This is a genomic window from Longimicrobium sp. (assembly GCA_036387335.1).
Taxonomy (GTDB): Bacteria; Gemmatimonadota; Gemmatimonadetes; order Longimicrobiales; family Longimicrobiaceae; genus Longimicrobium.
In genome coordinates this window covers 59,327-73,552 of the sequence record DASVTZ010000073.1, presented here as the reverse complement: position 1 = coordinate 73,552, position 14,226 = coordinate 59,327, and the positions used below count along the sequence as shown (strand labels likewise).

Sequence of the window (14,226 nt, the reverse complement as noted above, 5' to 3'; positions counted from 1 at the left end):
GCAGGTGTACTTATCGCTCGTGCTGGTGCAGGTGCTCTTTTCCACGCTCCCCATCGCGGTGAAGGTGGCGCTCCGCGAGCTGTCGAGCCCCGCGCTGGCGATGCTGCGCGTAACCTTCGCCGCGATCCTCTTTGTGGTGCTTCAGCGGGTGCTGGTGGGGGAGCGCATCCACTCCCTTCGCGACTACCTGGAGCTGGCGCTGTACTCCGTCTTCGGGGTGATCGCCAACCAGCTCCTCTATATCACCGCGCTCACCCTCACCACGGCTACGGCCGCGCAGACCTTCACCGCCGCCGGCCCCGCGATGACGCTACTCATCGCCATCCTGCTGAGGAAGGAGAGCGCGACGCCCGCCAAGTGGCTGGGGATCGCGTTGGCCGCATCGGGGGCGCTGTACCTGGTGGGGATGGGCGGGACCACCGGTGCCGCGCTTGGGAACCTGCTGGCGCTGCTCAACGTCGCGTGCTTCTCCGTGTACCTGGTGATCTCGCGCGGGCTGGTGCAACGCTACCATCCGCTGACGGTCATCACCTGGGTCTTCGTCTTCGGCGTTCCGGGGATGATGCCGTGGGGCGCCGCCCCCCTGCTGGCCGAAGCGGGGCGCGCCACAGCGGTCACCTGGATGGCGCTGGCGTGGATCGTGGTGGGGCCCACGGTGGGCGCGTATTACCTGAACGTCTACGCGCTCACCCGCGTGGAGAGCAGCGTGGTGAGTGTCTTCGTCTACATCCAGCCGATCCTCACGGCGGTGCTGGCGACGTGGCTCCTCCACGAGCGCCCCTCCGCCCGCCTTCTCCCCGCCGCGCTCCTGATCTTCGCCGGCGTCTCGGTCACCGTATGGGCCGGCCGTCTCGCCCGCGCGCGCGGCGCAGTGCAGGATGCGGCGGAACTGGTGGAGGAATGAACGGAAGTGCGTGAGTGCGTGAGTGCGCTAGTGCGGGGCGCCATTTTGTCATCCTGAGCGACGCGCTTCACCACCCTTTCCCGTACTCCGACTTCTGGCGCGGAGCGAAGGATCTACTATGCGAGCCGGGATCAGCGGATCACGCAGGCCTCTTGCCTCGCCGGCTAGATCCTTCGATCGCCGCCGAAAGTCCGGTGCACCGCTGATGTAGGGGAGGCGGCTCTCTCAGGATGACAAATGGGGGGGCACGGTCAAAACGCACTAACGCACTCACGCACTCACGCACTTGCTCTCTACCGGCGCGGACGAAAAACGTTAGCTTACCTCCTTCCGCGGAGACCACTCCGCGCGGCATCCCTCATTCGAGCTCCCATGTACCCGGTTCTGATCCAGATCGGCGGATTCACGGTCACCTCTTTCGGGGTGATGATGGCGCTGGCTTTCCTCGTCGCCGGATGGGTGGCTTCGCGCGAGCTGGCGCGCGTGGGGCTGGACCCGGAGCAGGCGTGGGACATGGTGGGATACGCCGCCGTTTTCGGGATCCTGGGGTCCAAGATCTACTACATGATCCTGAACTGGCAGGACACGATGGCCGATCCCATGCGCGCCCTCCTGTCGCGTTCGGGACTCGTGTGGTACGGCGGGCTGATCCTGGCGGCGGCGGTGATCGCGTGGCGCGTGAAGAAGTCAGGGATGCCCTTTGGGCGGATGGCGGACGCATCCGCGCTGGCGCTGGCGGTAGGGTACGCCATCGGCCGTATGGGGTGCTTCCTGGTGGGCGACGACTACGGACGCCCCTCCGACCTCCCGTGGGCCGTGGCCTTCCCCAAGGGCGCGCCTCCGTCGACGGCCGCCAACCTGCGCGAGTTCGGCGTGGACATCCCGGCGAACGTGCCGCCCGACACCGTCTACGCCGTGCACCCCACGCAGCTCTACGAAGTGGGGATGTCGCTCATCATCTTCTTCATCCTGAAGCGGGTGCAGCCGCGCCTGGCCACGCCGGGGATGCTCTTCATGGTGTGGGTGGCGCTGGCCGGTGTGGAGCGCTTCATCGTGGAGATCTTCCGCGCGAAGGACGACCGCTTCCTGGGCGTGCTGACGATCGCACAGCTCATCAGCATCCTGATGATGGGGGCGGGGGTCGCGGGGGTGGCGTACCTCGCGCGCCACGCCAAGGCCCCCGCGGCCCCGCGCCGCACGGCCGCCGCGTGAACGGCTCCGCGGCCCGGTGAACCGCCGCCGCTTCCTTGGAGCGGCGGCGGCGCTCGGTGCCGCCGCGCTCGGCGTCGATGCGGCGTGGTGGGAGCCGCGCTCGCTTGAGGTGACGCGCCACAGCCTCTCCCTCCCGCCGCGGCACGCGTCCCTCCGCTTCGTCCAGATCACCGACCTGCACCTGCGCGGCATCGGCTCCATCCACCGCCGCATCGCCACCGAAACCGCCCGCGCCCGCCCCGACTTCGCCCTGCTGACCGGCGACTCGGTGGATCAGGAGGACGCGCTCCCCACGCTGGACGCCTTCCTCGCCCTCCTCGACCCGCGCCTTCCCAAGTACGCGATCCTGGGCAATTGGGAGCACTGGAGCGGGGTGGACCTGCGCGCGCTCGCGGCCGTCTACGAACGCCACAACGCGCGGCTCCTGGTGAACGAGTCCATCGTGCACCCGCACACAACTGGCCCCGTTGGGATCACGGGTCTGGACGACCTCGTAGGCGCCCCCGACCTGCGCGCAGCATTGCGTGGCGTAGATCCGGCGCTGGTACGCATCCTCCTGGCCCACTCCCCCGCCTACCGCGACACCGTCGCCGCGCACGCGAACACGGCCGGCGCCATTCCGATCGACCCGGTGGACGTCGCCGGCATCAGGCTCATGCTTTCGGGCCACACACACGGCGGGCAGGTCACCGTCGGCGGTTGGGCGCCGCTCGTTCCGCCGGGGACAGGCCGCTACGTGCGCGGCTGGTTCCGCGGCGACGGCGCGCCGCCGCTCTATGTCTCCCGCGGCATCGGTACCTCCGTCCTTCCCATCCGCTTTGGGGCCACACCGGAACTCACTGTGTTCACCGGGTGACGGATGTGTGGCGCAGTATTGGAGCGCCGTAGATCGCCAGCTAGATTGCGTGTCCAGGGGCTTCCGGTATAAGAGCCAGCGACACACACCAGCGCGAGGAGCGGCGAGTGATCTGGGAGTTCGTGCAGCGCAATCTGCAGATGATCATCCAGACGCTGCTCCCGTTTGGGCTTTTTGTGGTGGACAGTTTGATGTTGCACAGCACGCCGGACTGACGCAGGAGAAGCGAGCAAGGCTGGAAATCAACCTGCGGGCGGTCGAGGCCGAGTTCAACAGGACGGTTCTTCAGAGTGCCGATGGTGCAGCGGCTGACAATCCGGAGTCTCGTTGACCGTCGCTGAGCGCTAGGAGAGGCGACTCGGACCCCATGTCATGCGCCGCACCGGATCGCGAATCACTTCGGACGAGGAGGACCCATGCCACAAACAGTGGAAGCCGTCATCACTCCGAGCGGACACGTGCGACTGCTCGAGCCGCTGTCACTCTGCGAGAGCCGCCGTGCGCTCGTGACGGTGCTCGACGAGAAGGTGAATGTCGCGGTGCCAGATACATCGTTGTTGCTCAGCGAAGGTGCGCTGTCCGACTGGAATCGCGAGGAGGAGGACGCCGCATGGGCGTATTTGCAGCAGGAGCAGTAGTCCTGATCCCGTTCCCGTACTCCGATTTGTCGCGGGCCAAGTTGCGCCCCGCTGTCGTGCTCGCGGACGCCGGGCGGGGTGATGTCGTGCTCTGCCAGCTCACGAGCAACGCTTACGCTGATCCGACGGCTGTCGAGCTCACTCGGATTGATTTCACCGCGGGTGCGTTGCGTCACACCAGCTATGCGCGTCCGGCGAAGCTCTTTACGATGAGCGCATCACTCGCGGTCCGCCGGGTTGGAGTGCTGGGCTCCGCATCCAGGGATCGTATCGTGGATGCTGTCATCGATCTCCTGCGGCCCGAAAGCCAGAACTAAGTATCTGCTGCGCGACGTCTTCTCCCTCTCCCGAGTTACCCCGTGCCCACTCGTTCACGAAAACTCCTCAAACTCGCCGCCGCCGCGCTCGTAGCGCTCGGGGTCGCCGCGTGCGCCGACGACGCGCCGGATTCGCTGCTGCCGGAGCTTCCGCGCCCCGGCCGGCCCAATCCGCATCCGGACCAGGCCTTTCTGCTCGAGGCGGCGCGCGGTGCGTGGACGTACGTGGATCGCGAGTACCAGCCGCAGACGGGGCTGGTCAACTCCGTGAGGAGCTACACGTACGCCACGGTCTGGGACATGGCGAGCGGGCTGGCGGCGTTCCACTGCGCGGGCGAGCTGGGAATCATCACGCCCCAGGACTTCGACGCGCGCATGACGCGGGCGCTGCAGACGATCGAGGGGCTTCGCTTCTTCGACGAGGTGGCGCCGAACAAGAACTACTCCACGCTCACCGGCGCCGTGGCCGGGCGCGACGACCGCGACCAGACGGTCGGGGAGCGCGGCTTCGGATGGTCCACCACGGACGTGGGCCGGCTGCTGGTGTGGCTCAGGATCATCGAGACGCGCCATCCGCAGTACGGGCCGGCGGTGCGGCGGATCGTGGCGAGGATCAAGCTGGCGGAGATGGTGCGCGACGGGTACCTGTCCGGCGCGGAGCTCACCCCCGCTGGGCAGCTGCTCCGGTACCAGGAAGGGCGCCTGGGATACGAGCAGTACGCGGCGTACGGCTTCGCGCTCTGGGGCCAGCGCGCCGAGCGGGCGCTGAGCCTGCGCGAGAACTCGCTTCCGATCCAGGTCTACGGCGTGCCTCTCCTCGCCGACCGGCGCGGCGACGACTTCCTCACTAGCGAGCCGTTCATCCTGATGGGGATGGAGCTGGGGTGGAACCGCGAGATGAAGCAGCTCGCGACCGGTTCGCTGGAGGCGCAGGAGGAGCGGTACCGGCGCACCGGCGAGGTCACCTTCGTGAGCGAGGACCACGTCCCCATCGCGCCGTACTACTTCTACTACTACGCCATAAGCTACCGCGGAAACCCCTTCTCCGTGGGCGTGCAGGGGAGCGAGACCGTGCTCGACGGGCCGCGCTGGATCAGCGCCAAGGCCGCTTTCGCCTGGCACGCGCTCCTTCCGAGCCCCTACACCCGCCTGGGCGCCGACGCCGTGGCGCCCGCCCTCAGCCCGGTCCGCGGGTGGAGCTCGGGCGTGTTCGAAGGGAGCCGCGCCCCCACGGGAAGCGAGAACGTCAACACCGCCGCCGCCATCCTCGAGGCCGCCCTGTACAGCGTGGACCGGCTTCCGCTGGTGCACTGACGAAGCTGCACGTCCTTCGGCGGAAGTATGAAGAAGAATCCACCCAGCACCATCACGCGGCACGACGACGAGATGCTTTCGGAGTACGATTTCAGCGGTGGTGTGCGGGGAAAGTACGCGGAACGTTACGCGCGCTCCGTCAGCATCGTGCTTCTCGATCCTGATGTCGCCGAAGTCTTTCCAGATTCGGATGCCGTGAACCGGGCGCTGCGCGCGCTTGCGGGAACCATGCGAGAGCAGAAGGCGGGGACGCCGGCCTCTTGAGAACGAGGAACGCCGCCAGACATGCGTCCGGCGGCGTTCCTCGTCTGCGCCTACTGCGGCCGCAGGGTCAGGCGCGCTACTGTCCGCGCCTCTGCCTTGCGGCGGTCGAGCGGGATGCGCCAGAGGCGGCCTTCGCGCCAGAGCAGCGTCTGGTCCTGGTAGTGCCGGGAGGTGGGGATGCCGGACTGGCCCGTGGGGATGATGAAACCTCCCTCGTCGTCCACGTGCGCCATGTCCACCACGTGGCGCTGGCTGGGGCCGTAGCCGTTGACGTACGGCGCCTGGCGACGTCCCAGCCCGAGCGCGTTCACCGTGTTCGAGGAGCCCGGGGAGGGGAAGGGGCCGATGTTGAGGCCGAAGGCGCGGTCGAGCGCGCTCACGACGCCCAGCGGGTGATCCATGCGCGTGCTGTGCATCTCGCCCCAGTTGCGGCCGTCCACCGTGCGTATGGCCTGGCGCATGGCCTCGGCGGAGAGCTCGTCCAGCGTCTCGCGCCTGGGAGTGCGCACGTCGTCCACCCAGGCGCCGCCGCCGCGGGCCAGGAGGCGATCCAGGGTGCCGCGGCCGAAGTACGGGGTCTTGCCGCGGAACTCGTCGTCGCCGATGAGCTTGCGGAGGGCGTCGAACCAGGTGTAGAAGAGCGGCGTCGCGCGCGAGTCGAGCGTGGCGCTTCCGTCCCACGCGCGCAGCGTGTGCGCCGCGGCGGTGTCGCCCGCGAGGCCGGCGGCGCGCACGGCGAGTGGGAGGTGGCGCAAGGCGAAGAGGTCGCGCACGTCCATCTGCTGGCGGGCGACGTCGGCGGCGGTCAGGCGGCTGCCGGCCCGCACCATCTCAGTGATGCGCTCCGCGCGCGCGGGGCCCACGTACTCGGTACCGATGCGGGCGTGCAGTGCGCGCGACTGCAGGTTGTTGGCGGTGACGATGTACCCCCGCGGCGGGTTGAGCAGGTGCGGGTGCTCGGAAAGCTCCAGGTAGCGCTCCCACTCCCCCTCGCCCGTCCAGCCGGGGACGGGGAGGATGGTGCCGGCGTTGCGACGCACGGGGACCCGGCCGCCCATCTGGTAGCCGAACGCGCCATCCACGTCCGCGAAGACGACGTTCTGGTGCGGCGTGCGGAAGTCGTGCATGGCGGCCACGAACTCGGCGGCGTTGCGCGCGCGGTTCATCCCAAAGAACGCCGACACCTCGCGCGACGGATCGAGCGCCGTCCACTTCATCGCCAGCACGCGGCCGCCGGAACGCTTCTCCACATCGGAGAGCACGGGCCCGTGGCGCGTGGCGCGGACGCGGTGGACCACCGGGGCCTCGCCTTTGACGCGGATGGTGTCGTGGCGGACGATGAACGGCTCCGATCCCCGCTCCGTGCGGTAGCGCGTGCTGTCGGCGGGATCGGTCTCTTCGATGAAGTAGTCCACGTCGTCCACCATGGCGTTGGTGAAGCCCCACGCCACGCGGTCGTTGTGCCCGGCGATCACCACCGGCACGCCGGGAAGGGTCATCCCCGCCACGTTGAGTCCGCCACCGTGCAGCGCGGCGAGGTACCAGAGCGCCGGCGCCCGCAGCGCCAGGTGCATGTCGTTGGCGAGGATGGGCTTGCCCGACTTCGTCCGCGACCCGCCGATCACCCACGCGTTCGACGCCCTCGCCGCCGATACGCCGTCCAGCAGCGCCGCGGCGATGGGCGGGATCGACGGGATCGACATCCCCGAGACGCGGGGGGCGGCGGGCGCGGCGGCGGGCGCCACTGCCACGTCCTCCATGATGGTGATGCCGGAGTCGGGATAGGCGGGGATGAGGTCACGGCCGAGCTCCGGGCCCACGGCGTCGACGGCGCGCTGGAGCTCCAGGTCGAGCTCCCAGCCGGCCAGGTCCCACGCCATGATCTTGGCGATGGAGAGGGTGTTGCGGACCTTCCAGGGCTCCGGCTTGAAGCGGAGGATCATGAACTCGGGGGGGAGCGGCCCGGGGTGCTCGCGCATCCACGCGTTCACGCCGTCCGCGTACGCCTGGAGGAGCGCGCGGGCGGGCGGGTCGAGCATGCGCTCGTCCTCGGCGGCGGCGCGGCCCATCCCGACGGTGCGCAGGAAGCGGTCGGTGTCCACGAGGTCGGGGCCCAGGATCTCGGCCATGCGCCCGTCCGCCACGCGCCGGAAGAGCTCCATCTGCCAGAGCCGGTCCTGCGCATGGACGTAGCCCATCGCGCGGAAGAGGTCCGCCTCGTTGCGCGCCCACACGTGCGGCACCGCAAGCGAGTCGCGCCACACCTCCACCGGCGCGCCCAGCCCGGCGAGCGCCGCGTCGCGCCCCGGGTCCGGCTCCGCGCGGCCCATGTACCAGCGGGTGCCCGCCAATCCCGCGACGACGAGCAGCAGCAGCGCCAGCATGGCGTACCCGAGCTTCTTCATTGATTTTGGTTCAGGAGGGATCAGCACGTAGGGGCTTGGCAATCATGGGCCCCGGGCGCTGAAACTGCAATCTCACGCGGAGGCGCGGAGACGCAGAGGCGCGTTGAGACGCTGGGATTCTCTGCAGCTGCTTTTCGAAACTGTGCGTGGAAACAAGGTTCGGGAGGGCGAAATATTGACCAGTTCGCAGGAACCGCCTACGATGAGCCGGGGTATCTCGAAGCAGGTAAACACGCCAGAGTGGAGGTGCGCACCACAGTGACGAAGAACGTGATCGACACCTCCGGTAGCAGGGAAGAAGCGCTGGCATCCACGGCGAGGCGAGCCGTGCGGCACCTCCGTCTGGGGAGCCGTTTCGGCGCGCGCGCGCGCACCTCCAGCCGCAATGATACCGAGCACCTGCTCGCTTCGCCTGCGAACGCGGAGCGGCTGCGGGCCGCGGTGCGAAGCTCGCTTGCGGGTGAGGGGACGATCATGACTATGGAAGATCTTCGCAGGTGGACGGGCCTTGGCTAAACGGAAGAGGCCTAAGACAGAGTTGAATCCAGGTGCCGCTGTGGGACGATCCCAGCGGCACCTGATCGTTCAGCCCCAGTTTTGGGAAGATCTCTACTGCTGGGTGCAGGAGGACCCGAGAGTCGCCGCCCGCCTAATACGGCTCGTTGAGGAGACCCGCCGCAGCCCGTTTCAGGGAATCGGAAAGCCGGAGCCGCTGCAAGGCGAGTTCGCGGGCTTCTGGTCCCGTCGTCTCACTGCCGAGCACCGCTTCGTCTATAGGGTTGTCGAAGGTGCGCTCGACTGCGTGAAGGCGCGCTACCACTACGAATAGGCCGGTGGTCTTGAAGCCGCACCTGCTCACCGGTTACAACTCTTCCGCCTCCGGCGCGAGCGCTTCACCCAGCACGGCCATGATTGCTTCGCTGCCGAAGCCGCGGCGGGCGAGGAAGCCGTAGAGGCGGCGGCGGGAGGCCTGCGGGTCTTCGCCGGGGCGGGGGCGCCAGCGGGCGGCGGCCTGGCGCGCGAGGTCCACGTCGGTGGTGTTCTCGCGCTCCATGACGTCCTCGATGGCGGCCTGCGCCATCTCGCCGTCGACGCCCCTGGCGCGCAGCTCCTGGGCGAGGATGCGCTTCCCCTTGGGGCGCAGGCGGACGCGGTCGCGCACGAACATCTCCGCAAATGAGGAGTCGTCGACCACTCCCGTCTCCCCCAGCCGCTCGACGACGCTGTCGGTGACCTCGGGGGCGTAGCCCTTTTCGCGCAGGCGGCGGCGGAGCTCGGCGGCGGTGCGCGGACGGAAGGCAAGGAGGTGCAGGGCCGCCTCGCGCGCCTTCCACGTCTGGTCGCGCGCCTCCAGCTCCAGGATGCGCGCTTCCGGCATCTCGTCGCCCACGCGCAGCCCCTCGGCCAGCACGATCTCCGCGGCGAGCGCCAGGCGGAACGCGCCGTCCACGTGCACGTTGAGGCGCTCGGCGTGGTTCTTTTGCGGCTGGATGGCGGTGATCTTCACGAAGTCTGGATACGTGAGCGTGGACGGGCGTGCGGGCCGTTTCGGCCGTAGAAGCGTGGATTCTCCCTGCATCAGGTACCCCGGCCAGCCGCGTGCGTGCCCGGCGGCAACCTTGTTGCGCGAGAAGGCGGGGGTTATCGTTTCGCCTCACCCAGAGGAGATCGACCTGTTGGCCGCATCCGCGCAGACCGCCCCACCGGCGCTGGACGTACGCGCCCTTCGAGAGAGGGAGTTCCCCACCGCCACGCGCGCGCCGTACCTCAACGCCGCCGCCGTAGCGCCCCTTCCGGAGCGCGCCGTCCGCGCCATCGACACGCTCAACCGCCGCCGCGCGTCCGCGCACGACCTGACGGGCGACGACTTCGAGCCGACGCTCACCCGCGCGCGCGAGGCCGCCGCACGTCTGGTCGGGGCCGATGCGGACGAGATCGCGCTCCTCCCGAACACCAGCTACGGGATCAATCTCGCCGCGCACATCCTGCCGCTGCGCCCGGGGCAGCGCGTGGTGGTGAGCGACCGCGAGTTCCCGGCCAACGTCTACCCGTGGATGCAGCTCGCGCGCAACGCGGGCGTCACGCTCGACCTCGTCCCCGCCGACGAGTTCGGGCGGCCGGACGAGGCGCGGATCCTGGCGGAGCTGGAGCGCGGCGATGTCGGCATCTTTGCGCTCTCTTCCGTGCAGTTCGCGTCCGGGTACAGCGCCGTGCTGGAGCGCTTCGGGAGCGTCTGCCGCCGGCAAGGCATCTTCTTCGTGGTGGACGCGATCCAGTCGCTCGGCCAGGTGCCGGTGGACGTGCGCGCCGCCAACGTAGACGTCCTGGCGACCGGCGGGCACAAGTGGCTGTGCAGCCCCTTCGGCACCGGCTTCGCCTACGTGCGCCGCCAGCTGGTGACGAAGCTCGAGCCACGCGTGGTGGGGTGGACGGCGATCTCGGGGACGCTCGATTACAGCCGCCTCCTCGACTACCGCTACGAGTTCTGGGACACGGCGCGCCGCTTCGAGGTGGCGACGCTTCCCTTTCAGGACATCGCGGGGATGACGGAATCGCTCACGCTTCTCCACGAGGTCGGTCCCGGCAACATCCGCCGCCACGTGCTGGAGCTGCTCGACCCGCTCATCGAGTGGCTTCGCTCGACTGGCGCGGCGGAGATCGTCAGCGACCTGCGTCCCGAACACCGCAGCGGGATTTTCTGCTTCCGTCCGCCGGACGCGGAGCGCGCGTTCCGGGCCATGGGGCGCGCGGGCGTGAACTGCGTCCTGCGCGAGGGCGCCATCCGCATCTCGCCGCACCTCTACAACACCGATGACGACATCGCCGTGGTGATGGAGGTCCTTTCCCGCCCGGAGACCTGGTGAGGAGCGCCGTGGACGAGACGACCGCGCTGGTGGAGGCGGTGCGCGAGGAGTTCGCGCCCGACCCCCGTACCGCCGTCTTCGAGGTGTCGGTGGAGGTGGATGGCGACGCCGTCGCACTGGTGGGCGTCACCTCCGAGGCCAATGCGGCGGACGAGCTGCGGCTGCGCATCGCGGGGCTCACCGGGTGGCGCGAGGTGCGCGACGAGGTGCAGCGCCTTCCGGACACGGGCCCGGAGGAGATGGTGCACGCGCTCGTCACCTCCGCCGTGGCGCCGATGCTCTCCGGCCCCGCCGTCCGCGAGACGCAGATCTCGCAGACGGTGCTGGGGAACCGGCTGGTAGTGCTGCGCAGCGTGGGCCGCTGGCTCCAGTGCCGCGCGTACGACGGCTACATCGGCTGGATCCACGCGGGCTACCTGGCGCTGCAGCACGAGCACGAGGCCCGCGCCTGGGAAGTCGGCGGCGCGGGCGAGCCGTGGATCTCGCTCGGCGCGGAGGTCATCGGCCACGACGGGGAGCGCATCATCTTCCTCCCCTGGGGCGCGCGCGTCATGCGCGAGCCGGACGGCCTGGTGCGCCTCCCCGACGGCCGCGTCGGCACGCCCCACGGCGACCTCTTTCCCGCCGCGCTGCGTCCCATGTCCTTTCCCACGGTGGGCGAGGCGATGTGCGAGACGGGGTCTCGCTGGCTGGGCGCGCCGTACCTGTGGGGCGGGGTGACGATGGGTGGCGTGGACTGCTCGGGCTTCGTGCAGGCGCTCCATCGCCTCCACGGCACCACCATTCCCCGCGACTCCGACCAGCAGTCGCGCAGCGGCGCCGAAGTCGATCCCGGCGAGGACTTCTCGCGGCTCAAGGCCGGCGACCTCCTCTTCTTCGCGGAGGACTCCGGCGGGCGCGTGACGCACGTCACCATGTCCACGGGCGGTTCCCGCATCATCCACTCGTCGCTGGGCAACGGCGGCGTCGCGCGCAACGACATGATGGGCCGCCGCAACTACGAGCGCGAGCTGCGCCGCATCTTCGTGTGCGCTCGTCGGATGATCTGAAAAACTGCGGGTCTCACGCGGAGACGCGGAGGCGCAGAGGAACAGCAGAGAAAAGCCTCACACAGAGGGCACAGAGGGAACTGCAAGCCACAGAGAACCCTTTGGTGGTTTATTCTGCGGCTCTGCGAAAACAGAGGCGCGGAACCGGTGATGGTTCCGCGCCTCTCTGCGTCTCCGCGCCTCCGCGTGAGACCTGCTGTTCCCTGCTCAGCGCCGAAACTCGGCCAGGCGAACACCGATGCGGTTCTCGGCTTCCTTGGCGAGGGCGGTGCGGGGGACGCCGTTGGTGATGATGCTGAAGGCCAGGCGCTCGCCGTCGGCGGCGGTGACGTAGCCGGAAAGGGCGGAAACCGTCGCGAGGGTGCCGGTCTTCGCGCGGAGGTTGCCCGCGGCGGCGGTGCCGTACATCCGGCGCAGCCCCGCCTCGCTCCCCGCGATCGGGAGCGAGGCGCGGAACACGGGGGCCTCTGGGGAGCGCGCCATCGCGGCCAGCAGCGTGACGACCGTGCGGGCGCTCACGCGGTCCAGGCGCGACAGGCCGGAGCCGTCCAGCATCCGCGGCGGGTCGGCGCTGGAGAGCATGCGGGCGACGGCGCGTTCCCCGGCCTCGAACGAGCCCTCGCCGCCGGCGACGCGGCCGACCGTCCGCAGCGCTTCGTCGGCGAAGAGGTTGTGGCTGATGTGGTTCGTCACGCGCACCACGTCGCGCAGCGCGGGCGAGCGGTAGGTGGCGAGGACGTGCGTGCCCGCCGCCTGCCGCCGCGCGTGGAAGCCCGCGCGCGAGAGCCCCGGCTCACGAACCGTCCTCACGCCACCGCGCACCTTGATCCCCGCGCGGGCGAGTGCGGTGCGAAAGCGCTCGCCGGCCACGCGGACCGGCTCGTCCACCGGGCGTCCGCCTGAGAGGTTCTCGGTGGTCACGAGGGACGAGACGGGAGCGCCGAACCAGCTCACGAGGTCCTCGGCGGTCCACCCCTGGCCGCGCAGGCGCGGGTCGAAGAAGGAGCCGTCCGCCACGATCGAGCCGCTCACCTCGCGAACGCCGCGGGCACGAAGCGAGTCCGCGAGGGCGTCGAGGGCACGCGCCGTTCCGGGGAAGCGACGGCTCCCCAGAGTAGGGTCGCCGGTGCCGAAGAGGACGAGGTCGCCCGCCAGCACCCCGCCGCGCACCTCACCCTCCGCAAGGAGGTAGGTGCTCCAGCGGAACTCAGGCCCGAGGTAGTGGAGCGCCGCCGCCGTGCTGAACAGCTTCAGGTTGGATGCGGGGGTGAGCCGCGCGTCCGCGTTCCAGGAGAAAAGCGTGTCGGCGCGGTCCAGCGACACTACGAGGACGCCGTGAGTGGCGCCGGCCATGCCGGGGCCGCGCAGGATGGCGCGCAGGTCGCGCTCCAGCTCGGCCACCCGCGACGAGGCCGCGCCTGAGTGCTCAGTCGCGGAAGGCTGCGCGTGGACGGGGACGCCGACGGCGAGGGCCGCGGCGAGGGCGAGTACGGCCAGGATGGACTTCATCGGGGATACCGGGAACAGCGTTGGGACGCGCGGGGGCTCAGGTGCTGGTGGACCAGCGCATGATGGTCACCTGCAACAGGAGGTATCCCACGAGGATCCCCAGCGCTGCCGCCATCAAAACCGTGCCCAGCAGCCGGGCCCGCGCCTTCCACGGATTTCTCGCCACGCCGCGTCTGCCTCTTCGCTCGGAATGGATGCGCGCCGAACCCTCCCCGGCCGCGGCCCCGCTGTGCGAATGGCGTGCCGCGCGGGCGTTGAGCGGTGGGCACCGCGCGCCTATCTTCAGAGACGTTGCACCCTTACTCCCCTCGCGCGCAAGGCTGGCTCGGATGATCGTGGGCCTCGGGATGGACCTGGTGAGCGTGGAGCGCGTGTGGGCGATGATCCAGCGGCGTCCCGAACGCGCCCTGCGCCGGCTCTTCTCCGCCGCGGAGGCGCGCCGCTGCGCCGGGAGCCGCCATCCGGCCGAATCGTACGCCGCGCGCTTCGCCGCCAAGGAGGCGTTCTTCAAGGCGCTCGGCACCGGCGTGGGCCGCGGCGGCGAGTGGACGGAGGTGGAGGTCGTCTCCCTCCCGTCCGGCGCGCCCACCCTGCGCCTCTCCGGCCGCGCCGCCGAGGCCGCCGAGGCGCGCGGCACCGTCCGCATCCATCTCACCATGACCCACTCCGAAGATACGGCGGGCGCCGTCGTCATTCTCGAAGCCTGAAAACGGAATCTCACGCGGAGACGCGGAGACGCAGAGAGGAACGACAGAAAAGCTCACACAGAGAGCTCAGAAGGAACTGCAACCACAGAGAACTTCTTTCAGGTTGTTCTCTCTGCGTCTCCGCGCCTCCGCGTGAGCCATGCAGTTAGGTCGTTGACAGCCGGGCCGGTGCGTGGTCAATTCGGGG

At 69.6% G+C, this 14,226-nt stretch carries 15 protein-coding genes; 11 read left to right on the top strand and 4 right to left on the bottom strand.

Features of this window, described 5'->3' with window-relative positions; all coding sequences use genetic code 11:
- The first annotated feature begins 4 nt into the window (after positions 1-4).
- From VF647_06375 to VF647_06345, 7 genes are all read left to right on the top strand, one after another.
- Complete coding sequence (locus tag VF647_06375) at positions 5-904, top strand: DMT family transporter (protein HEX8451701.1); 900 nt, start codon at positions 5-7, stop codon at positions 902-904.
- A gap of 372 nt (positions 905-1,276) precedes the next feature.
- Positions 1,277-2,116: a prolipoprotein diacylglyceryl transferase gene (locus VF647_06370; protein ID HEX8451700.1), complete on the top strand. Its 840-nt coding sequence runs from the start codon at positions 1,277-1,279 to the stop codon at positions 2,114-2,116.
- Positions 2,117-2,132: 16 nt separating this feature from the next.
- Positions 2,133-2,972, top strand: a complete 840-nt coding sequence (locus VF647_06365) for a metallophosphoesterase (GenBank protein ID HEX8451699.1) — start codon at positions 2,133-2,135, stop codon at positions 2,970-2,972.
- A 416-nt stretch (positions 2,973-3,388) separates the two neighbouring features.
- A complete protein-coding gene (locus VF647_06360; GenBank protein HEX8451698.1) occupies positions 3,389-3,610 on the top strand; it encodes a hypothetical protein in 222 nt (73 codons plus the stop codon).
- Positions 3,583-3,927: a type II toxin-antitoxin system PemK/MazF family toxin gene (locus VF647_06355; protein ID HEX8451697.1), complete on the top strand. Its 345-nt coding sequence runs from the start codon at positions 3,583-3,585 to the stop codon at positions 3,925-3,927. Before VF647_06360 ends, VF647_06355 begins: the two co-directional genes overlap by 28 nt.
- A 42-nt stretch (positions 3,928-3,969) precedes the next feature.
- Positions 3,970-5,241, top strand: a complete 1,272-nt coding sequence (locus VF647_06350) for a DUF3131 domain-containing protein (protein ID HEX8451696.1) — start codon at positions 3,970-3,972, stop codon at positions 5,239-5,241.
- 27 nt (positions 5,242-5,268) lie between these two features.
- On the top strand, positions 5,269-5,505 hold the full coding sequence (locus VF647_06345) for a hypothetical protein (protein ID HEX8451695.1): 237 nt from the start codon (positions 5,269-5,271) through the stop codon (positions 5,503-5,505).
- 50 nt (positions 5,506-5,555) lie between these two features.
- Here the strand turns inward: VF647_06345 and VF647_06340 are convergent, their stop codons facing one another.
- Positions 5,556-7,910, bottom strand: a complete 2,355-nt coding sequence (locus VF647_06340; GenBank protein ID HEX8451694.1) for a penicillin acylase family protein — start codon at positions 7,908-7,910, stop codon at positions 5,556-5,558.
- Positions 7,911-8,466: 556 nt separating this feature from the next.
- Between VF647_06340 and VF647_06335 the strand changes: the two genes are divergently transcribed.
- Complete coding sequence (locus VF647_06335; GenBank protein HEX8451693.1) at positions 8,467-8,739, top strand: Txe/YoeB family addiction module toxin; 273 nt, start codon at positions 8,467-8,469, stop codon at positions 8,737-8,739.
- A 33-nt stretch (positions 8,740-8,772) separates the two neighbouring features.
- Here VF647_06335 and VF647_06330 read toward each other — a convergent pair whose 3' ends face one another.
- The gene (locus tag VF647_06330; GenBank protein ID HEX8451692.1) at positions 8,773-9,417 is read right to left on the bottom strand and encodes a regulatory protein RecX; all 645 of its coding nucleotides are present in this window, start codon (positions 9,415-9,417) and stop codon (positions 8,773-8,775) included.
- 169 nt (positions 9,418-9,586) lie between these two features.
- Here VF647_06330 and VF647_06325 point away from each other — a divergent pair, with 169 nt between their 5' ends.
- Together VF647_06325 and VF647_06320 are read left to right on the top strand one after the other, a co-directional pair.
- Positions 9,587-10,774, top strand: a complete 1,188-nt coding sequence (locus VF647_06325) for an aminotransferase class V-fold PLP-dependent enzyme (protein HEX8451691.1) — start codon at positions 9,587-9,589, stop codon at positions 10,772-10,774.
- Positions 10,771-11,823, top strand: a complete 1,053-nt coding sequence (locus tag VF647_06320) for a C40 family peptidase (protein HEX8451690.1) — start codon at positions 10,771-10,773, stop codon at positions 11,821-11,823. Before VF647_06325 ends, VF647_06320 begins: the two co-directional genes overlap by 4 nt.
- A 207-nt stretch (positions 11,824-12,030) precedes the next feature.
- On the opposite strand, the gene dacB is transcribed toward VF647_06320, so the two are convergent.
- A complete protein-coding gene (dacB, locus tag VF647_06315; protein ID HEX8451689.1) occupies positions 12,031-13,332 on the bottom strand; it encodes a D-alanyl-D-alanine carboxypeptidase/D-alanyl-D-alanine-endopeptidase in 1,302 nt (433 codons plus the stop codon).
- Between the two features lie 37 nt (positions 13,333-13,369).
- A complete protein-coding gene (locus VF647_06310) occupies positions 13,370-13,498 on the bottom strand; it encodes a hypothetical protein (protein ID HEX8451688.1) in 129 nt (42 codons plus the stop codon).
- Positions 13,499-13,661: 163 nt separating this feature from the next.
- Here VF647_06310 and VF647_06305 point away from each other — a divergent pair, with 163 nt between their 5' ends.
- Positions 13,662-14,039 (top strand): holo-ACP synthase, encoded by a 378-nt coding sequence (locus tag VF647_06305; GenBank protein ID HEX8451687.1) that lies wholly within the window; start codon positions 13,662-13,664, stop codon positions 14,037-14,039.
- Positions 14,040-14,226 lie beyond the last annotated feature (187 nt).

Coding starts and splice junctions, on each gene's coding strand:
- VF647_06370 (HEX8451700.1), top strand. CDS start 1,277: ATGTACCCGGTTCTGATCCAGATCGGCGGATTCACGGTCACCTCTTTC.
- VF647_06360 (HEX8451698.1), top strand. CDS start 3,389: ATGCCACAAACAGTGGAAGCCGTCATCACTCCGAGCGGACACGTGCGA.
- VF647_06355 (HEX8451697.1), top strand. CDS start 3,583: ATGGGCGTATTTGCAGCAGGAGCAGTAGTCCTGATCCCGTTCCCGTAC.
- VF647_06345 (HEX8451695.1), top strand. CDS start 5,269: ATGAAGAAGAATCCACCCAGCACCATCACGCGGCACGACGACGAGATG.
- VF647_06340 (HEX8451694.1), bottom strand. CDS start 7,910: ATGAAGAAGCTCGGGTACGCCATGCTGGCGCTGCTGCTGCTCGTCGTC.
- dacB (HEX8451689.1), bottom strand. CDS start 13,332: ATGAAGTCCATCCTGGCCGTACTCGCCCTCGCCGCGGCCCTCGCCGTC.
- VF647_06305 (HEX8451687.1), top strand. CDS start 13,662: ATGATCGTGGGCCTCGGGATGGACCTGGTGAGCGTGGAGCGCGTGTGG.